This window comes from Rhodanobacteraceae bacterium, assembly GCA_016713135.1.
Lineage (GTDB): Bacteria > Pseudomonadota > Gammaproteobacteria > Xanthomonadales > SZUA-5 > JADKFD01.
The window spans coordinates 61,728-82,729 of sequence record JADJPR010000007.1 but is presented as its reverse complement, the minus strand read 5'-3'; the positions used below and the strand labels follow the sequence as shown (position 1 = coordinate 82,729).

17 protein-coding genes are annotated in these 21,002 nt (G+C 67.2%); 10 read left to right on the top strand and 7 right to left on the bottom strand.

The features are described 5' to 3' along the window. The first annotated feature begins 121 nt into the window (after nucleotides 1–121). Nucleotides 122–562, top strand: coding sequence for a hypothetical protein (locus IPK27_08645; GenBank protein MBK8067688.1), 441 nt, complete (start codon nucleotides 122–124; stop codon nucleotides 560–562). A 376-nt stretch (nucleotides 563–938) separates the two neighbouring features. Next, entirely contained in the window at nucleotides 939–2,975 is a 2,037-nt protein-coding gene (locus IPK27_08640; protein ID MBK8067687.1) for a M3 family metallopeptidase, read from the top strand. Between the two features lie 197 nt (nucleotides 2,976–3,172). On the opposite strand, the gene ubiA is transcribed toward IPK27_08640, so the two are convergent. Next, complete coding sequence (gene ubiA, locus IPK27_08635) at nucleotides 3,173–4,138, bottom strand: 4-hydroxybenzoate octaprenyltransferase (protein ID MBK8067686.1); 966 nt, start codon at nucleotides 4,136–4,138, stop codon at nucleotides 3,173–3,175. 194 nt (nucleotides 4,139–4,332) lie between these two features. Here ubiA and IPK27_08630 point away from each other — a divergent pair, with 194 nt between their 5' ends. After that, a complete protein-coding gene (locus IPK27_08630) occupies nucleotides 4,333–4,635 on the top strand; it encodes a hypothetical protein (GenBank protein ID MBK8067685.1) in 303 nt (100 codons plus the stop codon). Nucleotides 4,636–4,637: 2 nt separating this feature from the next. Further along, nucleotides 4,638–5,477 carry a hypothetical protein gene (locus IPK27_08625; GenBank protein ID MBK8067684.1) on the top strand — a complete coding sequence of 280 codons (840 nt, stop codon included), beginning with the start codon at nucleotides 4,638–4,640 and terminating at the stop codon, nucleotides 5,475–5,477. 50 nt (nucleotides 5,478–5,527) lie between these two features. Here IPK27_08625 and IPK27_08620 read toward each other — a convergent pair whose 3' ends face one another. Both IPK27_08620 and IPK27_08615 read right to left on the bottom strand, forming a co-directional pair. Next, on the bottom strand, nucleotides 5,528–7,870 hold the full coding sequence (locus IPK27_08620; GenBank protein ID MBK8067683.1) for a serine/threonine protein kinase: 2,343 nt from the start codon (nucleotides 7,868–7,870) through the stop codon (nucleotides 5,528–5,530). Nucleotides 7,871–7,975: 105 nt separating this feature from the next. Beyond that, nucleotides 7,976–8,599 (bottom strand): hypothetical protein, encoded by a 624-nt coding sequence (locus tag IPK27_08615; protein ID MBK8067682.1) that lies wholly within the window; start codon nucleotides 8,597–8,599, stop codon nucleotides 7,976–7,978. A gap of 174 nt (nucleotides 8,600–8,773) precedes the next feature. On the opposite strand from IPK27_08615, the gene IPK27_08610 reads away from it, so the two are divergent. The 5 genes from IPK27_08610 (at nucleotide 8,774) to IPK27_08590 (ending at nucleotide 14,615) form a co-directional block, all read left to right on the top strand. Further along, on the top strand, nucleotides 8,774–10,300 hold the full coding sequence (locus tag IPK27_08610; GenBank protein ID MBK8067681.1) for a tryptophan 7-halogenase: 1,527 nt from the start codon (nucleotides 8,774–8,776) through the stop codon (nucleotides 10,298–10,300). Nucleotides 10,301–10,490: 190 nt separating this feature from the next. After that, complete coding sequence (locus IPK27_08605; GenBank protein ID MBK8067680.1) at nucleotides 10,491–10,949, top strand: GNAT family N-acetyltransferase; 459 nt, start codon at nucleotides 10,491–10,493, stop codon at nucleotides 10,947–10,949. Further along, the gene (locus IPK27_08600; GenBank protein ID MBK8067679.1) at nucleotides 10,946–11,623 is read left to right on the top strand and encodes a glutathione S-transferase; all 678 of its coding nucleotides are present in this window, start codon (nucleotides 10,946–10,948) and stop codon (nucleotides 11,621–11,623) included. The genes IPK27_08605 and IPK27_08600 overlap by 4 nt, the downstream gene beginning before the upstream one ends. A gap of 116 nt (nucleotides 11,624–11,739) precedes the next feature. Next, nucleotides 11,740–13,680, top strand: a complete 1,941-nt coding sequence (gene acs, locus IPK27_08595) for an acetate--CoA ligase (protein MBK8067678.1) — start codon at nucleotides 11,740–11,742, stop codon at nucleotides 13,678–13,680. Nucleotides 13,681–13,949: 269 nt separating this feature from the next. Continuing rightward, nucleotides 13,950–14,615 carry a response regulator transcription factor gene (locus tag IPK27_08590; GenBank protein MBK8067677.1) on the top strand — a complete coding sequence of 222 codons (666 nt, stop codon included), beginning with the start codon at nucleotides 13,950–13,952 and terminating at the stop codon, nucleotides 14,613–14,615. 228 nt (nucleotides 14,616–14,843) lie between these two features. Here IPK27_08590 and ltrA read toward each other — a convergent pair whose 3' ends face one another. The 4 genes from ltrA to IPK27_08570 form a co-directional block, all read right to left on the bottom strand. Continuing rightward, nucleotides 14,844–16,175: a group II intron reverse transcriptase/maturase gene (gene ltrA / locus IPK27_08585; GenBank protein MBK8067676.1), complete on the bottom strand. Its 1,332-nt coding sequence runs from the start codon at nucleotides 16,173–16,175 to the stop codon at nucleotides 14,844–14,846. Between the two features lie 672 nt (nucleotides 16,176–16,847). Further along, nucleotides 16,848–17,726 (bottom strand): anhydro-N-acetylmuramic acid kinase, encoded by an 879-nt coding sequence (locus IPK27_08580; GenBank protein MBK8067675.1) that lies wholly within the window; start codon nucleotides 17,724–17,726, stop codon nucleotides 16,848–16,850. A 178-nt stretch (nucleotides 17,727–17,904) separates the two neighbouring features. Further along, nucleotides 17,905–18,171: a M23 family metallopeptidase gene (locus tag IPK27_08575; protein ID MBK8067674.1), complete on the bottom strand. Its 267-nt coding sequence runs from the start codon at nucleotides 18,169–18,171 to the stop codon at nucleotides 17,905–17,907. Continuing rightward, the gene (locus IPK27_08570; protein MBK8067673.1) at nucleotides 18,114–19,379 is read right to left on the bottom strand and encodes a hypothetical protein; all 1,266 of its coding nucleotides are present in this window, start codon (nucleotides 19,377–19,379) and stop codon (nucleotides 18,114–18,116) included. Before IPK27_08570 ends, IPK27_08575 begins: the two co-directional genes overlap by 58 nt. Nucleotides 19,380–19,685: 306 nt before the next feature. Here IPK27_08570 and IPK27_08565 point away from each other — a divergent pair, with 306 nt between their 5' ends. Continuing rightward, a complete protein-coding gene (locus IPK27_08565; protein MBK8067672.1) occupies nucleotides 19,686–20,954 on the top strand; it encodes an amidohydrolase family protein in 1,269 nt (422 codons plus the stop codon). Nucleotides 20,955–21,002 lie beyond the last annotated feature (48 nt).

Genomic DNA, 21,002 nt, shown 5'->3' with positions numbered 1-21,002 from the left:
CCTTCGACCCGGCTTCCTGCCTGGTCTTCGAGGCGAGCTTCCAGATCGATTTGCTCGACGGGAGTCGAGAGCGAAGCGTGAGCAGCCAAGCAGAGCTGTTGGCTCTGGCCTTGCCTTGCTGTTGGTGGCTCTGGCCTTGCTGTTGGCTCTGGCCTTGCTGTTGGCTCTGCTGTTGGCTCTGGCCTTGCTGTTGGCTCTGGCCTTGCTGTTGGCTCTGGCCTTGCTGTTGGCTCTGGCCTTGCTGTTGGCTCTGGCCTTGCTGTTGGCTCTGGCCTTGCTGTTGGCTCTGGCCTTGCTGTTGGCTCTGGCCTTGCTGTTGGCTCTGGCCTTGCTGTTGGCTCTGGCCTTGCTGTTGGCTTTGGCATCGCTGTTGGCTCTTGCTTCCTTCCGCTCGGGACCCGCAAGCCAACTGAGCGGCCACACCTCAAGAACCAGGCAGGAAGCCGGGTCGAAGGAACCCGGGGCCCCTCGGGAGCGCCGAGGAGCGGAGCGAAGCGCAGGGGAAAGCGAGCATGTCCGAGCACAGGGATGTGCGAGTTGCGCAGCGGCCTGCGCTTCGTGAGCACCGCAGGGGACCCCGTGTGCACGACGCACACGGGGCGCGGACGCGGGGTGGCCTTTCTTTTGGTGACTTTTCTTTGGCCACTCAAAGAAAAGTTACTCGGCCGTCAGGCCGAAACGCTGTTGCCCTTGACCTTGAAGCGACAAGCAAAGAGAGACAGCGACAGCGAAAAGATCGCGGGCAGAGCCCGCTCCCACAAACAGCGACGGCGACGGCGACGGCGACGGCGATGCGACAGCGACAAGCGACAAGCGACAAGCGACAAGCGACAAGCGACAAGCGACAAGCGACAAGCAACCGCGCCCCCGAGACCATTGCACACCCCTCCCCCCGCCCCCATCTATCCTCGGTCCATCGCAACCACCCCCGTCCCAGAATGAATCCCTTGCTCGAATCCTCCGCCCTGCCCGCCTTCGACCGCATTGCCCCCGAGCATGTGCTGCCGGCGATCGACGCCTGTCTTTCGCGTTACAAGGAGAGAGTCGAGGAAGTCCTCGCGCACGCCGGCAAGACGCCCACCTGGGATAGCCTGATGGCGCCGCTGGAGGCCGAGGAAGCCGCCCTGGAGCAGGCCTGGGGTCCGGTGACCCATTTGCATTCAGTGGCGGATTCGGAGGCGCTGCGCAAGGTCTACCAGCCGGCGCTGGACCAGATCACCGATTTCAGCAGCGAACTGGGACAGCATCGGGGCCTGTTCGAGGCGATGAAGCGGCTGCGACAGTCGCCGGATTTCGCCAGGCTCAGGCGCGACCAGCAGGCGGTGATCGAGCATGAATTGCGCGACTTCGAACTATCGGGCGTGGGTCTGGAGGAGCCGGCGCGCACGCGCTTCCGCGAGATTTCGCGCGAATCGGCGCAACTGGAGACCGCCTTCGAACAGGCGGTGATGGACGCCACGGACGCCTATGTGCGCCCGCTGTCCGAGGCCGAGCTGGCCGGCATCCCCGAATCCGAGCGCGCCGTGCTGGCGCAGGCGGCGGCCGACCACGAACTGGAGGGCCACGCGCTGTCGCTGCAGTTCCCGGCCTACAACGCGGTGATCACCTACGCCGACGACCGCGCCTTGCGCCAGGAGGCGTACACCGCCTACGGCACGCGCGCCTCCGACCAGGGGCCACAGGCCGGGCAGTTCGACAACAGTCCGCGGATCGAGCAGATCATGGCGCTGCGCCACGAGGCGGCGCGCCTGCTCGGCTACGCCAACCCGGCGACGCTGTCGCTGGCGACCAAGATGGCGCCCACGCCCGAGCGGGTGCTCGGATTCCTGCGCGACATCGTCGGCCGCGCGCGGCCGGCGGCGCAGCGCGAGCTGGCCGACCTCGCCGCGTTCGCGCGCAGCGAATGCGGTATCGAGGACCTGCAGCCCTGGGACGTCCCGTATGTGTCCGAAAAGCTGCGCCAGGCGCGCTATCAGTTGTCGGACGAGGAACTGAAACCGTATTTCCCGCTGCCGCGCGTGCTCGAAGGGCTGTTCGGCCTGACCGAGTCGCTGTTCGGGGTGCGCGTGCTGGAACGCGCCGGGGTGCCGGTTTGGCATGCCGATGTGCGCTACTACGAACTGGTCGACCGCGACGAACGGGTGGTCGCCGCCTTCTACCTCGACGCCTACGCCCGCGCGAAGAAGCGCGGCGGTGCGTGGATGGACGTCTGCCGCACCCGCTTCCGGCGCGCCGATGGCATCGAGCGCCCGGTGGCCTACCTGACCTGCAATTTCGCGCCGCCGGTCGGCGGCAAACCGTCGCTGCTGACACACGACGACGTGACCACGCTGTTCCACGAGTTCGGCCACGGCCTGCACCACATGCTGACCCAGGTCGAGGCGCGCGGCGTCTCCGGCATCAGCGGCGTGGAATGGGATGCGGTGGAGCTGCCGAGCCAGTTCATGGAGAACTTCTGCTGGACCCGCGAGGGCCTGGACCGCTTTGCGGCGCACGTCGACACCGGCGCGCCGATGCCCGAGGACCTGTTCCGCCGGCTGCTGGCCACCCGCCATTTCCACGCCGGGCTGTTCCTGGTACGCCAGCTCGAGTTCGGCCTGTTCGACTTCCGCCTGCACCTGGAGTTCGAGCCCGGCCAAGGCGCGCGCGTGCTGGAACTGCTGGCCGAGGTGCGCGAGGAGGTGTCGGTGCTCAAGCCGCCGGCCTGGCACCGTTTTCCGATGAGCTTTGGGCATGTCTTCGCCGGCGGATATGCGGCGGGCTACTACAGTTATCTCTGGGCGGAAGTACTGAGCGCCGATGCCTACGCCGCCTTCGAGGCAGCCGGGGTGCTGGATGCGGACACCGGCGCGAAGTTCCGCCGCGAGGTGCTCGCGGTCGGCGGCTCGCGTCCGGCGCTGGCCTCGTTCACCGCCTTCCGCGGCCGCGAACCGCAGGTGGATGCGCTGCTGGAGAGCTACGGGCTGGCCGCTTGAGGCAGCGGAGCAAGCTCCGCTCTACGGGCAAACCGCCTCGATGTCGCGCAGGTCCCGCCTTCTGTAGCGCCGAGCTTGCTCGGCGTCGGCCGACCTCCCGTAACGCCGAACTCGCGCGGCGTCGGCCGCCTTCTTACTCGGCGCTGTCCGCCTTCTGTAGCGCCGAGCTTGCTCGGCGCGGGGGCGAGCAATCGATATCAGACCAACTCGAGCCAATAGCTCCCGGCAATCCCCGCGAACACCGCTGCACCGACCCAGTTGTTGTTGAGGAAGGCGCGGAAACAGGCGTCGCGCTCGCGCTCGCGCGCGCTCCACAGCTGCCAGGCGACCAGCAGCGCGGCGACGCCCAGGCCGGCGAAAAACGGCCAGCCGAGCTCCGCGCGATGGCCAACCAGCGCGAGCGTCGCCAGCGCCGAGCCGTGCAGGATGCCGGTGGCGACCAGGTCAAGCTCACCAAACAGGATCGCGGTAGAACGCGCGCCCGCCTCGATGTCGTCGTCGCGGTCGACCATCGCGTAGAGCGTGTCGTAGGCGGTGGTCCACAGCAGGTTGGCGCAGAACAGCAGCACCGCGATCGGCTCGATGGTGCCCTGGATCGCGGTCCAGGCCATCGGGATCGACATGCTGAAGGCGGCGCCGAGGACCAACTGCGGGAACCAGATGAGCCGCTTCATGTAGGGGTAGCTGACCGCCAGCGCCGCCGCGGCCAGCGACAGGTAAACCGTCAGCCTGTTGGTCAGCAGCACCAGCGCGAAGGCCACCAACATCAGCACGACGAAAAGCGCCAAGGCCTCGGTACCACCCACTTCACCGCTCGCCAGCGGCCGCTGCTTCGTGCGCGCGACATTCGGGTCCAGCCAGCGGTCCGCGTAGTCGTTGATCACGCAGCCCGCCGAGCGCGTCAGCACCACCCCGGCGACGAAGATCGCCAACGTGCCGTAGGCCGGAATGCCCTTCGTCGCGAGCCACAGCGCCCACAGCGTGGGCCACAGCAGCAGCAGGATGCCGATCGGCTTGTCCAGCCGCATCAGGCGCGCATAAGCGGACCAGCGCGAGGGGCGCGCGGGTTCGACGGCGGCCGCTGCGACCACGCGGCGTCCGCCCTGGGTTTCCACCAGACGATAGTGCGGGCGGCTCGGCGCCGTGGGCTTGGGGGCAGGCATGCGGGGATTCTGCCATCTGCGGCGGGCGAAAGACGGGCTTCTCCGGGCCCTCGCCCCGTGCATCGTCGCCAGCGCCCCAGGCAGTCCCCCGCATCGAAATAGCGACATTGTTTTGCAATTGACGTGGCGAACCCTCTGCTGGTCCCGCGCTTCCGAAGGTGTAACGCACAACGCGTCTGACCAGGGAGTTGGCGATGAACAAGGGCGGCATGCTCGAACGGAGAGAACCGCGGTTGGGCTGGGCCTTGCTGCTCGGCATGGCCCTCATCGGGCAGGCCCAGGCTGCCGGGCGATTCGAGTTGAAAGCGATGACGGTCGACGCGGGCGGCCAGCACAGCCAGGGCACACGATTCGCGATCGAAGGCACCGCCGGCCAGCATGACGCCGCCCCCCGGCTGCAAGGTCCCCGCTTCAGCGTCAGCGGCGGCTTCTGGCCGGCCGCCACGGCACCCACATCCGCAAACAGCGGCATTTTCAGCAACGGTTTCGAGGGCTAATCATGAACAAGTCGATCTGCTTTGCGGCCATCGGGGCGCTCACCCTGTACGGCAGCTTCGTGGAGGCAGCGCCGGCCGGCGATGCGTTCACTTACCAGGGGCGTCTGACCGACAACAACGCACCCGCCAATGGACTCTATGACCTCTCGTTCACGCTGCACGATGTGGCGACGGGGCTGGGGACCTTGTCGGTGGATCCCGTGCAGTTCGACGATGTCCCGGTGGAGAACGGCGTGTTCACCGTGCAGCTTGATTTCGGCGGTGGCTACTTCACCGGCGAGCAGCGCTGGCTGGCAATCGCCGTGCGCGACGGCGCCTCCAGCGGCACCTATGAGCTGCTGGCCGGGCGTCAGGAACTGACCGCCGCGCCCTATGCGCAGTATGCGCTCAACGTGCCCCCCACCAATCCGCGCACAATCATCCCGTCGATCACCAGTCTGAGTGGGAGCGTCGCCTCCTCGATCCCGGCTGGCGGCCCCAGCGCTCCATGGACTTTTGCCGGCCCGCAAGCCACGGTTTCAGTCGCCACCGGGCAGCGCATCACCGCGAGCGTCTTCGGATCTTTCCGGACGGTAGTGGGTGGGGGCCTTCGCGCATATTCCGCGATCTGCATGCAGCCGACGGCCGGCGGAACCCTCACGCCGATCAATGGCGGCACCGGCTTGGAGACAAATTTCCCCGATGGTTCCCAGGGGCAATACCGGCAACTGGGTGGCTCGCAAACCCTGCTGGTGGCCACTGCAGGCAGTTTCCGAGTCGGCCTGTGCGCTCGCAACACCAGTACAGACGGACTTTCGCTGGCTTTCGAACGTGTGGACGGCTGGGTCATGGTGAGCAACTGACCGGCCACCTGCAACCGGTCCGCGGCACGCGGCCGCGGTGGCTGCCAGGCTCAGGGAACTGTGAGCGCGGCCGGGATCATGGCTTCGATCTCGTCGCGCTCCTGCCGCAGCCAGGCTGCGTACTTGCCGGCCGGCGCCACGCTGGCATCTGCGGTTTCAAGCTGCGCTCGCGCGGACTCCACCTCGCCCGAACGGGCCGCCAGCAGCGCGCGCGTGAGGTGAAGAGCGGTCAGGATGTTGGGATTGGTTACTTGCGTGCGCGCCACCGCGGCGTCGGCTTCATCCAGGTATCGGCGGGCCTCGGCCAGGTCATTGCGCCTGGCCGAAACGGCGGCCAGCATGCGCAGGGAATTGATCCCGCCCATCGGTACGCCGTTGCGCGCGTAGGCCAGAGATTTCTGTGCGTAGTCGAAAGCGCGATCGAGATCCTTGCTCTGGTAAGCGCACGTCGCCACGCGCCATGCCGGATTGAATCCTTGCGAGCTGTTTGCGGCGGTCATGCGCTGGTAGATCTCCAGCGACAACAACGCCTGGTCGATACATTCCGCAAGCCGGTTCTGGTTCCAGAGGATCGCGGAATAGTTTTCCCGCAGTTGCGCAACGACCATCTCGGCGCCCGCATCCCGGTGTCGGATCGTCTCTGATGCGCGCAGTGCGGCCAGAATCGTCGCTTCCGCCTCTTTCCAGCGCCCGAGTTTGGCTTGCACCATCCCCAGGCCACCGGCCGTGGTGAGTGTGTTGCGATGGGTAGGCCCGAGCGCAGAAGACGCGAGCTGCAAGGCCTTTTCGAGCATGACCACCGCGCGCTCGTTGTCGTTCGCCGCCTGGAAGTTGTTGCCGAGGAAGCGATTCGCCCGGTATTGCTGCTCCAGGGAGCCGGAACGCTCGGCCAGCGCAAGCCCGCGCTCCAGCATCCGGTTGGACTCGTCCCAACGGGCATCCAGGGCGAGCAACTCCCCCTGCTCGACCAAGATGAAAGCGCGCAGTTGGTCTGCCCTGACGCTGCCGTCGCCCTCCAGCACGCTGCTTGCGGAGTCCAGCCAGCGCGTCGCCTCGGCACGCTCATCCAGCGCCGTATGGCAGCCGGCGCGCAGGATCATGCTGCGCGCCCTGTCGGTGGCGGCGGCAGCCTGCAGATCGGCGCTGGCCTGGTCGCTACCCAGCAGTTCCAGGCAGCGCCGGGCCTCATCGAGGTCCATGTAGACCGTGCCGATGGTCTGGCGCAGTTCGCGCCGCAGGTCGGGCGAGGTCGCGAGGTTGTCGTTCAGTGTCTGCGCAGCGCGATCCATCGCGTCGAGGATGGTTGCGGCGCCTTTGCTGGCGGCATACGGGTTGGCCTGGGTCAGCGTGCCGACCAGGAAGTCGGCGATCGAGTTGGCGCGCTGCTCGTTGGCGAGCGCCTGGTTGCGCTCGTCGCGCAGGCGCAAGGCGCCGACCGACAGGCTGACGGCGAGCACCAGCAACGCAGCCAGGGCGACGCCGAAGGCGATCCGGTGGCGCTCCAGCATGCGCGCGGCGCGCGTGCTCCGCGAACCCCGATCGCTGGCGATCGGGCGCCGTTCCAGCAGGCAGGTGACGTCCTCTCGCAGGGCAGTGGCGCTGGCATGGCGCGCCGCAGGATCAGCGGCTGTCGCGCGGGCGATCAGCCTTGCCGCATCCGCGCGCGCCGCCCGCGGCATGGCGAGTTTCCCAGGCGGAGCCAACAGGGCTTGCAGCACCAGGCCCATCTGGTAGAGATCGGAGCGCGTGGTGATGGTCTCGCCGGCCAGTTGCTCCGGACTCGCAAAGCCCGGTGTCAGCACATGATCCTGCGCGCCGTCGCCCGGGCCGTCGTCCAGGGCAATCCCGAAGTCCAGCAGCCGCGGCAAGCCATGCGCGTCAACCAGGATATTGGCGGGCTTGATATCCCGGTGAATCAAGCCGCATCCATGCGCGTATTCGAGCGCTCCGCAAACGGCATCGAACAACTGCAGGCGCGCCTTCCAGTCCAGCTGTTTCTGCTGAACGTACTGGTCGATCTCGACACCATCGACCAGCGCCATGGCAAACCAGAGATCGCCATCGGCCGTTTCGCCGCCATCGACCAGACTGACGATATGCGGATGGCGCAAGGACGCGACGATCCTGCGCTCATGGCGCAAGCGGTCGATCAGGGCAAAGTTCCGGCGGACCAGCTTGAGCGCAACCTGCTGTCCGAACTGGCGATCCGCGCGCTCGGCGAGGTAGACGTGGGCCATGCCACCGGTTCCCAACAGTTCGACAATCCGCCAGGGGCCCACCAGCGCCCCCGCCGGCAATGCCGCACCAACGCCGGATTGGGCTTCGAGCTCTGCTCCGAGGCGGCCGTTCAGTGCCTGGCCTGTGCGGAAGCGGTCCCAAGTCAAGCGGCTCATGCGAATCCTCTGCAAGCCCCGGAATATCGCCCAGGGGCCAGAAACCAGTGTCGGTCGGGAAGGATAGCCGCCGCGAACCGCCCGGCGCAGCGGATGAACCTGCGCCTAAGACGGGCCCCGCGAATCCGCAGAAGCGCCCGTGAGCTGTTCGCGCAACCAGGTCCGCGCATGGTTCCATTCGCGCTGGACGGTGCGCAGGCTCAGATCCAAGGCGTTGGCTGTCGCTTGATCATCCATGCCAAAGAAATACTTGCATTCGAATACGCGCGCCGCCCTTTCCTGGTTGGATTCCAGCTGGCGCAGCAAATCATCGATCTCGACCAGATCGCCCGCTTCGCCGGCGATATCGTTGTCCAGCGCGTCGATATCCAGACTCACGCCGTCCATCTTGTTCTTTTGCGCCAGTCGATGCCGCGAATAATCACACATGACGTGCCGCATCACGCGCGCCGAGAGTGCCAGCAAGTGGTCGCGGTCGCTGATGCCCTGCAGATGCATGTGAATTCTCAGGTAACACTCATTGACCAGTGAAGTGGTATTCAGCGTGCGGTCGGCCGGCCGGCCAATACTGATTCGTCGCGCGATCTTCTTCAGATCCTGATAAAGCAAGCCGAAAATGGAAGGCCATGCGTCCGGGTGGTCAGTCTTGGCATCCTGCAGCAGGGACAAGACCACATCCTGAGCACCCGGGTCAGGCACTTCGGATGTTGCCGTCGAATCGAATGACATGAGGCCTCCGGCAGCGGACCGATCTCCGCCGCTCCGATTCGGGAAGACAGTCGGGATGCGCCGGGAGCCTAAGGTGCGGGTTGCGCCCGGTCAATCGCTGCCCGGGCTCCGGCCCCGACCCCGGCGATCTCCGCAGCGTTATTCTTGCCAGCTGCCGCAACCGAGACCCCGGACATGACCGATTCCCCCGCCCGCCCGCTGCGCATCGTCGTCCTCGGCGGCGGCACCGCCGGTTGGATGGCGGCCAGCCTGATGCAGCGGCGCTGGGGCGAGCGCGGGTTCGAGATCACGGTGCTGGAATCGCCGGACATTGGGATCATCGGCGTGGGCGAGGGCTCCACGCCGCAGCTCAAGGCTTTCTTCGATTCGCTCGGCATCGCCGAGTCCAACTGGATGCCGCGCTGCAATGCCACCTACAAAGCGGGGATCGAGTTCCGTGGCTGGTCCGACCGGCCGGGCGCGGCGAGCTACTTCCACCCGTTTCCGAACGAGATCGACGAGCGCACCGCACCGGCCTTCTTCTTCAACGCCACGGTGCGCCGCCGCGGCGCCGACGTGCCGGCGCACCCGGACCGGTTCTTCCTCGCCAGCATCCTGGCCAGGCGCAAGCTGGCGCCGCTGCCCGCGCACAGCTTTCCCTTCCGCAGCTGGTACGGCTACCACTTCGACTCGGCGCTGATCGGCCGTTTCCTGCGCGAGCACCAGGTGGCGCGTGGTGTGCGCCACATCGAGGGCACGGTGGCGCAGGTCGAGCAGGCGGAGAACGGCGACATCGCCGCGCTGCACATCAGCGACGGGCGCCGGATCGAGGGCGATTTCTTCGTCGACAGCACCGGTTTCCGTTCGCTGCTGCTGCAGGACACCCTGGGCGTGCGCTTCAACTCCTTTGCCGAGAACCTGTTCAACGACTCGGCGGTGGTGGTGCAGACGCCCGCCGACACCGACGGCATCGTGCCGCAGACCACGTCCACCGCGCTTTCCTGCGGCTGGGCCTGGCGCATCCCGCTGCAGAACCGGGTCGGCAACGGCTACGTCTACAGCTCGCGCTATATCGACAAGGACGCGGCCGAGGCGGAGTTGCGCGCACACCTGGGCATTCCGCCCGAGCACCCGCCGCTGCGCCATCTGTCGATGAAGGTCGGCCGGGTCGAGCAACACTGGGCGCGCAACTGCCTGGGCGTGGGGCTGTCGCAGGGCTTCATCGAGCCGCTCGAAGCCACCGCGCTGCACCTGGTGCAGGCCACGGTTGAAGGCTTCATCGAGGCCTTCGAAGCCGGCGGCTTCGGCGACGCGCACCGCGACGCCTGCAATGCCGCGATCAACCGCCGCTTCGACGGCGTGCGCGACTACATCGTCTGCCATTTCAAGCTCGCCTCGCGCAGCGACAGTGCCTACTGGCGCGACTGCGCGAACAACGAGATCCTGCCGCCGAACCTGCGCGCGCTGATGCGCACCTGGTACAGCGGCGAAGACCTCAACGCCGAGGTCCAGCGCCTCGGCATCGACGGCTACTACGCGCCGTTCTCGTGGCAGTGCATCTTCGCCGGATACGGCATGTTCCCGCCGCCGGAGAAGCTGATCCCGGCCAGCGCCAAGGCCAACCGCTACGACCTCGCGTTGATCGACGATTTCCTTTCCCGCTGCGCCCTCAACTACCGGCCGCACGATGAGGTGCTGCGGGAGCCGACAGGCAGCGCGTGAGCCGTCGCATCGCTTCAGCGGCAGGCGCTACCGAACGGCTTCCAGGCACCCGGGCCCAGCAACTGCCCGCGATCCGCCGCAGCCTGCCGCGGCATAGTCGCGCCTGCCGCACCCGATGCGCGCCATCATCGCCTGCACAGGTCGTATTCCGCCGCACCGGCGCCCATCCACCGCCCAGGGAAGTCCAGGCATGATCGAAGTCCGACCCGGCGCCGCTGCAGACCTGGACGCCCTGGCCGGGCTGTTCGACGGCTACCGCCAGTTCTATGGCCAGGCGACGGATGTGGCCGCGGCGCGGGCCTTCCTGGTTGCCCGCATGCAGCGGCAGGAGTCGGTCATCCTGCTCGCATCCCGGGCTGGCCAGGCCATCGGCTTCTGCCAGCTGTACCCGATCTTCTCGTCGGTTTCGATGCGGCGCGCCTGGCTGCTCAACGACCTGTACGTGCATCCGCAAGCGCGTGGCGCGGGCGCCGGGGAAGCGCTGCTTGATGCCGCAGCCGCGCATGCGCGTGCCGCAGGCGCCGCCTGGCTGATGCTGCAGACGGCGCACGACAATCTGCCCGCACAACGCCTGTACGCGCGCACCGGTTGGCAGCGCGATGCGCATTTCCACACCTACCTCCTCGACCTCTGCGGCAATCCACTATGAAACCGGTACTTTTCGTTGGCAATCTCAATTACTCCAGCTGGTCCCTGCGGCCGTTTCTGGCGCTGCGCTGGGCTGGCATCGACTTCGACCTCCAGGTGATCGACCTCGATCAGCCAGGCTACGGTGGCGACGGCATCGCCGAAGTGCTCGCGCTGACGCCCACCGGCAAGGTTCCGGTGCTCAAGGTCGGCGACGCCTGCATCGCCGACTCGCTGGCGATCTCCGAATGGGCGCATGAGACCGGCACGCAGCCGCTGTATCCGGCGGACCCGCTGGCGCGCGCCCGGGTGCGCTCGGTGGTTGCCGAGATGCACTCGGGCTTTGCCGGGGTGCGGCGCGATCTGTCGATGAACATCCGGCGCCGCTGCACCGCCTTCGGCCTGCCGCCGGAAACGCAGCGTGAGATTCGCCGGCTCGACCAGCTGTTCGCCGGCTTGTGCCGGGAACACGCCAGCGCCGGGATCCATCTGTTTGGCGCGCGCACGCTCGCCGACGCTTTCTTCACCCCGGTCGCCACGCGCTTGCGGACCTACGGAATCCCGCTATCGCCGGAAGCGCAGGCCTATTGCGACACCCTGCTGGCGGACGCTGCCTTCGTCTCCTGGGAAGCGCGCATCCTGGCTGAACCTGCCCGCGGCTTCAGCCGCTCAGGCACCGACCAGCTGTACACTTGAGACCCCCACTTTGGTCTAGCGCGCCCTGCTGTTGCGACCAAAGTCGGACCGTATGCGATGGTGACTGGTCTAGGCTGTAGCCTTGTTCATCCACGCCATCGTCACGGGAGGGCACCATGGCCAATCTGTATCCGGTACCGGCGGAATTCGCCGCCAGGGCGCGCTACAACGCGGAATCCTATGCACGCGACTATGCCGAGTCGATCAACGATCCGGAGGGTTTCTGGCAGCGCGTCGCCAGCCGCATCGACTGGTTCAAGTTCCCCACCGAAATCCGCGACGTCAGCTACAACGTGGATGACTTCCGTATCCGCTGGTACGCCGACGGCGAGTTGAACGTCTCGGTCAACTGCCTCGACCGCCACCTCGCCACACGCGCCGACAAGACCGCGATCCTGTGGGAGGGCGACAACCCGGCCGAGAGCGAGCACATCACCTACCGCGATCTGCACGCGCGGGTGTGCAAGTTCGCCAACGCGCTGCGCAAGCTCGGCGTGAAGAAGGGCGACCGCGTCACCATCTACCTGCCGATGATCCCCGAGGCCGCGGTGGCGATGCTCGCCTGCACCCGCATCGGCGCGATCCACTCGATTGTGTTCGGCGGCTTCTCGCCGGATTCGCTGGTCAGCCGCATCGACGACTGCCAGTCGACCCTCGTGATCACCTCGGACGAGAGCCTGCGCGGCGGCCGCATCGTGCCGCTGAAGGCGAATGTCGACGAGGCGCTGAAGAACCCGGCCACGGCGACCGTGCAGAAAGTGGTGGTGGTGCGTCGCACCGGCCGGCCGGTCGAGTGGGTCGAAGGCCGCGACCTGTGGTACGACCAGCTGGTCGGCACCGAGCGCGCCGAGTGCGAGCCCGAGCGCATGAACGCCGAGGACCCGCTGTTCATCCTCTACACCTCCGGTTCCACCGGCAAGCCCAAGGGCGTGCTGCACACCACCGGCGGATACCTGACCTACGCCAGCTACACCCACGAGGCGGTGTTCGACCTGCGCGAGGACGACGTCTACTGGTGCACCGCGGATGTGGGCTGGGTCACCGGCCACAGCTATGTGGTTTACGGCCCGCTGGCCAATGGCGCTACCTCGCTGATGTTCGAAGGCATCCCGAATTACCCGAATGTCTCGCGCTTCTGGCAGGTGGTCGACAAGCACCAGGTGACCATCATCTATACCGCGCCAACTGCGATCCGCGCGCTGATGCGCGAGGGTGAGGCACCGGTGAAGGCCTGTTCGCGCGCCTCCTTGCGGCTGCTCGGCACGGTCGGCGAGCCGATCAACCCCGAGGCCTGGGAGTGGTACCACCGGGTGGTGGGCGATGGGCGCTGCCCGATCGTCGACACCTGGTGGCAGACCGAGACCGGCGGCATGCTGATCAGCCCGCTGCCCGGGGCCACCGACCTCAAGCCCGGGTCGGCGACCAAGCCCTTCTTCGGCGTGCGCCCGGCGATCGTCGATGGCGAGGGCAAGATCCTCGAAGGCGCCACCGAGGGCAACCTGGTGCTGCTGGATTCCTGGCCCGGCCAGATGCGCACGGTCTATGGCGACCACAAGCGCTTCATCGAGACCTACTTCACCACTTTCAAGGGCACCTACTTCACCGGCGACGGTGCCAAGCGCGACGAGGATGGCTACTACTGGATCACCGGCCGGGTGGACGACGTGCTCAACGTCGCCGGGCATCGCCTGGGCACCGCCGAAATCGAATCCGCGCTGGTCTCGCACCCAGCCGTCGCCGAAGCTGCCGTGGTCGGCTGCGCCCATGACATCAAGGGCCAGGGCATCTACGTCTACGTCACGCTGAAGAGCGGCGTGGAAGCCACCGAGGCGCTGCGCAAGGAACTGCGCGACCACGTGCGCAAGGAGATCAGCCCGATCGCCACGCCGGACTACATCCAGTGGGCGCCCGGCCTGCCGAAGACCCGCTCCGGCAAGATCATGCGCCGCATCCTGCGCAAGATCGCCGCCAACGAGCACGAGCAACTCGGCGACATCTCGACCCTCGCAGACCCTTCGGTGGTGGCGAACCTGATCGAGGAGCGGCTGGTGCGCTGAAGAGCTCATTTCGTCCGCAAAGGACGCAAAGGACGCAAAGAACAGCGTTCGAATTGCGTACCTTTGCGGGCGATCGAATGAGGTCGAAGGGGCGATTGTTCCGCACCCACGGCGGGCAACGCGGCCCCGCATTGACCGACTGGCTCTGCTTCCTTTGCGTCCTTCGCGTCCTTTGCGGACAAATGGGCTCTTTCCGGCGTCCCCGCCACATGAGCAATCCGATCCAAAACATGGTGGAATCCACGCGGCACCTAAGGGCACCGCTCACCATGTCCACGATCCTGATTGCCGATGACCATCCGCTGTTCCGCGAGGCGATGCGCCGCGCGGTGGAAAGGGCGCAGCCGGGTGCTGCGATCGCCGAGGCCGAGAACGTCGCCCAGATGCTCGCGCTGGTCGACGCGCATCCGGAGGCGGACCTGCTGCTGCTCGACCTGACCATGCCGGGCGCGCATGGCTTTTCGGCGCTCGCGCACATCCGCGCGAGCAAGCCGGCGCTGCCGGTGATCGTGGTGTCGGCGCGCGAGGAACCGATGGTGATTCGCCGCGCGCTGGCGCACGGCGCCTCGGGCTTCATCCCCAAGTCGGCCGATTCCGACGTGATCCAGCGCGCACTGCGCACGGTGCTGGAAGGCGAGACCTTCGATCCCTTCGCCCACGGTGCGGTGCGCCTGGACGAGGCCGAGCGCGACCTCGCCAAGCGCCTTGCCGAACTCACCCCGCAGCAGTTTCGCGTGCTGACGATGCTCTGCGAAGGCAAGCTCAACAAGCAGATCGCCTACGACCTCGACGTCACCGAGGCCACCATCAAGGCCCACGTCACCGCGATCCTGCGCAAACTCGGCGCGCACAACCGCACCATGGCTGTCACCCTCGCCAGCCGCCTCGCGCTGGATCCGGATGCGGCGCGCTCGGTGCGCGTGGTGGAGGAGTAGGTTCGAGCTGGGTGTCGTTGTTGGTCCCTGTTGTTGGTTGTTGGTTGTTGGTTGTTGGTTGTTGGTTGTTGGTTGTTGGTTGTTGGTTGTTGGTTGTTGGTTGTTGGTTGTTGGCAGCGAAGCTCGCACGCCGCTGCTCCTGATAGGGGTCGGGAAGGCTCGCGCCTCCCCGCCCTCCGAACCGTACGTGCGGTTCTCCCGCATACGGCTCTCCAGTTGGTGGTTTCCTCATCGGGATTGGCTCGCCGCGTGTCGGGCTTCGGTCATGGTGAAAAGTCCGACAGCAGCGAAGAAGGCATTTGGCCAGCGGTGGTGGTCGGCCATGCAGTGGCCGGCCCCCGGTCGCTTGTCTTGTTTGCGCAGAAGTGCCCGCAACCGACGACGGAGGAAGCCGTCGAGGATGCGGAAGATTCCACGCTGAGCGTGTTTGAAGTAGTTGAACCAGCCGCGCAACATTGGATTCAGCCCGCTGACGATTTGCTTGAGGCTGTTGCCCTCGGTCCGCCGCGTCTTGCTGCGGATCTTCGCCTTCAGCGCCTTCAGGCTCTTGTCGCGTACCCAGCGCCGACCCGTCTCGAAGCGGTAGCCCAGGAACTCGAAGCCTTGGCCCGCAATCCGGCAGTCGCCCACATGCGTCTTGTCCGGATGCAGCTGCAGGCCTTCCGCCGCCACCCATGCGCGCACCACCTCCAGCGCTTGGGTCGCTTCCGCTGCGGTCTGACACAGAATCACGAAATCGTCGGCATAGCGCACCAGCGACAGGCCGAGCCCAGCCAGCTTCACGTCCAGATCGTGCAGGTACAGATTCGCCAGCAGCGGACTGATCACCGCACCCTGCGGCGTGCCGCTCGTCGGCTTCCAGCGCTTCAGCTCCTGCACCACGTCCTGTTCGATCCAGCCGTCCAGCAAAGCCAACAAGCGACTATCGCTGATGTGCGCTGCCAACCTCTGCTTCAACCGGTCGTGCGGAATGCTGTCGAAGTACCCTTTCAGGTCGGCATCCACCACATGCGTGTGGCCCGCCTGCAGCAGCCCATCGACCACTCGCAGCGCATCCTTGCAGCCGCGTCCGGGGCGGAACCCGAAACTCGTCGGCGCAAACATCTGCTCGAAAATCGGTTCGATCACCCGCTTCACCGCCGCTTGCGCCACGCGGTCGCGGACCGTCGGGATACCCAGCGGACGCAACTTGCCGTCCGCCTTCTCGATCTCCACCCGACGTACCGGCAGCGGCCGATAACGCCCCGATTCCAGCTCCTGCCCCAACTCACCCAAGTACCGATCCAGATGCCCCGCAAACCGCTCCACACTCACTCGATCGACTCCCGCCGCGCCGCGATTCACCAACACCTGTTGCCAGGCCGATCGCAGCGTCGCCGGTCGATATACCTTGTCGATCAAACTGAACCACTTGCCTCCTCGGACGCCGTTGCCCAGCGCCGCCAACATGCGCTCCGTCCAGATCGTGCGGTCTACCCAGGCCCAATCCTCCGGCCGGTTCGACGCCACTTGCTTAGATCCTGCGATCACTGCCGCAGCTTCGCTTGCGCTCTCGCTCATCCCAAACTTCCCGCCTCCACCTTCCTGTCCCGCTTCCCTAACCGCGGCTTATGTTGACCGCGGCTCTCGCGCACACCTCAGTTGGACTTAGGCGGGGTGTGCACCCCAGCGCGATGTCGCTGCCTTCCGACAGCGAAGCCATTTCCCCCACGATGCCGACACGGTACTACCAGGACTCTGACTCCTGCGACCGTCACCACGGCCACAGGTCTCCCCGCTTCACCCACCCACACGTCCTCGACGTTCCGCCTCCAACCACGCGGACGGCCCGGCCATCGCTTTAGCAGCCAAATCAGCGTGACCAGTCACTTCCAGACTTCGCCTTCTCCCAGCCAGCTCGTCGCCGTTCCACGCCGAATCGAGTTCGTCAACCTACGGACCGCCAGTTCGCTTCCGGTTGCTCTCCACCCCGCATCGCTGCGACGCAGTTACCTTCAGCTACGGGGACTTGGCTTACCCCGACACGGACTTCCACCGTGCTGTGTGAGTGCGCTCACGGGCGCACTGGGAGCCGACTCTGTCGGCGATCTTTCCGGCGGGTCACCGCAGACAGATCGCGGCTGAAGCCGCTCCCACTGGCTCGCGGCCTGCCGGCTCTTGCCGCCAACAACCAACAACTGACAACCGGCGAAAATCCACAGCACGCACAAAACGCGCCCCGCAGCCAACCGGTCACCCCGGATACACACCGCCCAGCACGCGCGGGCCCGCCGCCCCGGTGACGTCGACGCAATTCCCGGGCAAGCCTGCGAGGGTCTGCCGTGCCAGCCAGGCGAAGGCGGCGGCTTCGACGAAGTCCGGGTCCAGCCCATGCTGCGCGGTGGTTTCCAGCGCACAGTCATGTCCGAGGACGCGCGGCAGTTCGGCGCCGAGCGCCGCCATCAGCGCGGCGTTGTGCACGCCGCCACCGCAGGCGATCACGCGCGCGGTCGCTGGCGCATGCGTGCGCAAGGCATCCGCGATGCTGCGCGCGGACAGCGCCAGCAGCGTGGCCTGGACGTCCGCCGGCCCCAGGCCCGGATGCGGTGCGAGATGCGCGTCCAGCCATTCGAGGTGAAAGTGTTCGCGCCCCGTGCTCTTGGGTAGCGGGCGGGCGAAGTAGGTATCCGCCAGCATCGATTGCAGCAGGGCTTCGATTACGCGGCCGCTCGCGGCGAACGCGCCCCCTTCGTCACGCGGCTGGCCGAGGTGGCGCAGCGCCCAGCCGTCGAGCAGGCAGTTGGCCGGGCCGGTGTCGAAGCCGCGCACCGGCTGCCCCGGCGCCAGCAGGGTGTAGTTGGCGATGCCGCCGAGGTTGAGGATGGCGCGCGCCTCGGATGCATCGGCGAACAGCGCCGCGTGCAGCGCGCACACCAACGGCGCGCCCTGCCCGCCGGCGGCGATGTCGCGCCGGCGGAAATCGGCGACGGTGCAGATGCCGGTGCGCTCGGCGATACGGTTCGGGTCGCCGATCTGCAGCGTGAATGGATGGGTCAGCCAAGGGCGATGGCGGACGGTCTGGCCGTGCGAGCCAATCGCGCGGACCTCGCTGCGATCGATCCTCGATGCCATCCGCGCTGGTGCCGGAGATCAGGCCTAGGTAGAGCACGTGGTTCGGTGAGTCGTGAGTATGAGCCGCCCGGGCGAGTGCTGCATGACGTAGCCCGGTGTGCGGCGTCGGCCGCTCACCGGGTACTTGCCGCAGGCACCCGGGGAACGCGCTGACGTGCGTACCGCCGGGCCACGCGCCTCAGCGCGCAGCGATGCCCTGCGATTCCACCGTCGCCAGCGCCAGCGCATAGCTTTCATGCGACTTGCGGAAGGCGGCAAGTTCGCTGTCGGTCAGCGGCTCGGCCTTGGGCAGTTCGACGCTCAGCGGATCGCGGTGCACGCCGTTGACGCGGAATTCGTAGTGCAGGTGCGGGCCGGTGGCCAGACCGCTCATGCCGACGTAGCCGATCACCTCGCCCTGCTGCACCTTCTGCCCGCGCGCGATGCCCTTGGCGAAGCGCGACATGTGGCCGTACAGCGTGGTGGTGTCTTTGCCGTGCTGCAGCTCGATGGTGCGCCCCCAGCCGGCGCGCATGCCGACCGAGATGACGGTGCCGTTGCCAGCGGCGCGGATCGGCGTTCCCGTGGGCGCGGCGTAATCGACGCCCTTGTGCGCGCGCACGCGGCCGAGGATCGGGTGCTTGCGCGCGGTGGAAAAGCGGCTGGAGATGCGCGAAAACTCCACCGGCGTGCGGATGAAAGCCTTGCGCAGGCTGCGTCCGTCGGCGCTGTAGAAATCGCTGCGGCCCTCGCATCGGTGTAGCGGTAGGCCTCGTAGCGCTTGCCCTGGTTGACGAACACCGCCGCCAGGATGTCGCCGTCGCGCAAGCGAACGCCGTCGCGGTAGATCGATTCGTAAACCACCGCGAAGCTGTCGCCTTCGCGCAGGTCCTGCGCGAAGTCGATGTCGTAGTTGAACACTTCGGCCAGGCGCATGACCTGCAGGTCGCTGATGCCGGCGGCGTCGCCGGCGCCGAACAGCGAGGAAGTGATCACTGCGCTGCCGTACTGGGTGCGGCGTTCGAGTTCGCGTTCGATGATCCGTTCGCTGACCTGGTCGCCGTCGAGTTCGACGACGATGCGCTGGCTCTCGCTCCTGTCGAACTGCAGCGCGGTCAGCTGGCCGTCCTGCGGGATGCGGAAAGCGATCTGATCGCCGGGGTGGATCTGGGTCAGAGCGCGCACGCTCTCGCTCTCGTCGAGCAGGCGGTGCATCGTCGTGGCCGACAGCCCGAGGCGGCCGAAGATGTTGCCCAGCGTCTCGTTGCGGCGCACCGTGACCACTTGCCAGCCGGCTTCGGCATCGCTGGCGAGGTACAGATCGGACTCCAGCGCGCTCACCGGCTGCGGCAGCGCGGCCCGGCTCTGCTCGTCTGGCGGCGGCAGTTCCAGCGGAATGGTCAGCTGGGTGGCGACTGGGTCCGGGCGCGTGACGCTGGCGAACACCGGCAGCACGACCATGCCGACCAGCGCGACCAGCCCGGCGCTGCTCGCGGCGAGCGTCAGGCGACGCTTGCCGGGGCTGCCGGTCAGCAGGGACTCGAAGGTGCGCATGAGCGTCTGGCGCAGGCGCGCCAGCGGCTTCAGGTGGACGGGACGTTGTTGGTAGTGACGGCGTACAGCCTGGCCGCGGGCGCTGCTGCGACGATGTTGCCAGTCAGACTGATAGATCACGCAGGCCGTTCCGTTCGCGAAAACGCCGCGAACATAACCAACTGTGTGGCGTCGGTCAAAGCTTAAATTGGTGTTAACGCCACAACTGTGGTGTGGGCGCAACACTACGGCCTGGTGGAAGCAAGAACGGGGCTGGGGTCAGGGGGCAAGGGGGAAGGCTTCGAGGCACCTGTTCACGATGTCGCGGAGCGGGTTCTGCGAAGCGCGTCGAACTGCCAGACGCACCGAAGTGATCCCCCTGCCCCCTCACACCTGCCCCGCTCTTGAACACCCGCAGTCCGCGGCCCGCCCCGCATACTCCCCACCATGTCAGCCTCCCTCATTCCTCCTTTTCAATTGCGCGGCGTGCGCGTGCCGCGCGCGGCGCTGGGCGATGCCAGTGGGTTCCGTTTCGACGCGGATGCGTTTGCGCCGGCCGATATCAGCATTGACGACAACGGAATCCTGTCGCACCTGGTGCCATCGTGGCCGGATGCCAGCAGCGATTGGATCGCGTTCCCGCCGCTGGTCGAACCGCACACGCATATCGACAAGGCATTCCTGCGCGCACGGGCGCCGAACCTGACGCACGATTTCCAGGGCGCGCGGGCGGCGATCGAGCGCGACCGGGCGGGCGGCTGGACGCACGGCGACGCGCAGAGGCGCATGCACCGCGCGCTGGAACTGGCCCACTCCCATGGCGTGGTCGCCCTGCGCACGCATATCGACAGCCAGCCGGACCGGCTGGAGCCCTGCTGGGCGGTCTGGCGCGAGTTGCGCGCGCGATGGGAAGGCCGGATGCAGTTGCAGGCGGTGGTGAGCCTGGGCAGCGGCAAGCTCCAGGGCGCACACGGCGAGGTGCTGGGACGCCTGGCGGCGGACCACGGCGCCCGGCTCGGGCCGGTGTTCTATGTCGACGCCGATCTCGCCGCGAACGTGGCGCGGACTTTCAGACTGGCGGAGCGCTTCGGGCTGGATGTGGACGCGCACATCGACGAGAACAGCCACGGGCACGCCGAGGGTCTGCGCGCGGTGCTGGATGAGCTGGACCGCAGGCCCTTCCGCGGCCGCGTGACCTTGAGCCATCTGTGCAGCCTGGCGCGCTGCGAGCCGGGCGAGATCGCGGCGCTGGCCCGGCGCATGGCGGCACACGGGATCGGCGTGATCGCGCTGCCGGTGGCCAACTTGCACCTGCAGGACCGCGACCGCGGCGGCACCCCGTACTGGCGCGGCGTCACCGCGATCAATGCACTGGCGCGCGCGGACGTCGACGTCGCCATCGGCGGCGACAACAGCCAGGACATGTTCGTGCCCTGGGGCGCGCTCGATCCGCTGGCGGTGCTGCGCGACGCGATGCTCGCGGCGCAACTGGACGAACCCCTGGGCGATGCCGTGGCACGGATCTCATCCCAGGCGGCGTGTGTGATCGGAGTTGGCGGCCGCCTGCTGCAAACGGGCGCGCCGGCAGACCTGACCCTGTTTCACGCCGACGATCCAGTCGGCGCTCTCAGCGGGGACTTCGTGCAGCGGCTGACGCTGCGACGCGGGCGCGTGGTGGCGCGCAGGCGCACCGAGGTCCCGGAAAGCCCACCCTGATCCGCCCGCTGCGGCGAGGCCGGCGGCGGGCATGCACCCGCCGCCGGT

What these genes read in the sequence shown, in the direction of transcription:
- IPK27_08640 (MBK8067687.1), top strand. Translation starts at nt 939, where the DNA reads ATGAATCCCTTGCTCGAATCCTCCGCCCTGCCCGCCTTCGACCGCATT.
- ubiA (MBK8067686.1), bottom strand. Translation starts at nt 4,138, where the DNA reads ATGCCTGCCCCCAAGCCCACGGCGCCGAGCCGCCCGCACTATCGTCTG.
- IPK27_08630 (MBK8067685.1), top strand. Translation starts at nt 4,333, where the DNA reads ATGAACAAGGGCGGCATGCTCGAACGGAGAGAACCGCGGTTGGGCTGG.
- IPK27_08625 (MBK8067684.1), top strand. Translation starts at nt 4,638, where the DNA reads ATGAACAAGTCGATCTGCTTTGCGGCCATCGGGGCGCTCACCCTGTAC.
- IPK27_08620 (MBK8067683.1), bottom strand. Translation starts at nt 7,870, where the DNA reads ATGAGCCGCTTGACTTGGGACCGCTTCCGCACAGGCCAGGCACTGAAC.
- IPK27_08615 (MBK8067682.1), bottom strand. Translation starts at nt 8,599, where the DNA reads ATGTCATTCGATTCGACGGCAACATCCGAAGTGCCTGACCCGGGTGCT.
- IPK27_08610 (MBK8067681.1), top strand. Translation starts at nt 8,774, where the DNA reads ATGACCGATTCCCCCGCCCGCCCGCTGCGCATCGTCGTCCTCGGCGGC.
- IPK27_08605 (MBK8067680.1), top strand. Translation starts at nt 10,491, where the DNA reads ATGATCGAAGTCCGACCCGGCGCCGCTGCAGACCTGGACGCCCTGGCC.
- IPK27_08600 (MBK8067679.1), top strand. Translation starts at nt 10,946, where the DNA reads ATGAAACCGGTACTTTTCGTTGGCAATCTCAATTACTCCAGCTGGTCC.
- acs (MBK8067678.1), top strand. Translation starts at nt 11,740, where the DNA reads ATGGCCAATCTGTATCCGGTACCGGCGGAATTCGCCGCCAGGGCGCGC.
- IPK27_08590 (MBK8067677.1), top strand. Translation starts at nt 13,950, where the DNA reads ATGTCCACGATCCTGATTGCCGATGACCATCCGCTGTTCCGCGAGGCG.
- ltrA (MBK8067676.1), bottom strand. Translation starts at nt 16,175, where the DNA reads ATGAGCGAGAGCGCAAGCGAAGCTGCGGCAGTGATCGCAGGATCTAAG.
- IPK27_08580 (MBK8067675.1), bottom strand. Translation starts at nt 17,726, where the DNA reads ATGGCATCGAGGATCGATCGCAGCGAGGTCCGCGCGATTGGCTCGCAC.
- IPK27_08575 (MBK8067674.1), bottom strand. Translation starts at nt 18,171, where the DNA reads ATGTCGCGCTTCGCCAAGGGCATCGCGCGCGGGCAGAAGGTGCAGCAG.
- IPK27_08565 (MBK8067672.1), top strand. Translation starts at nt 19,686, where the DNA reads ATGTCAGCCTCCCTCATTCCTCCTTTTCAATTGCGCGGCGTGCGCGTG.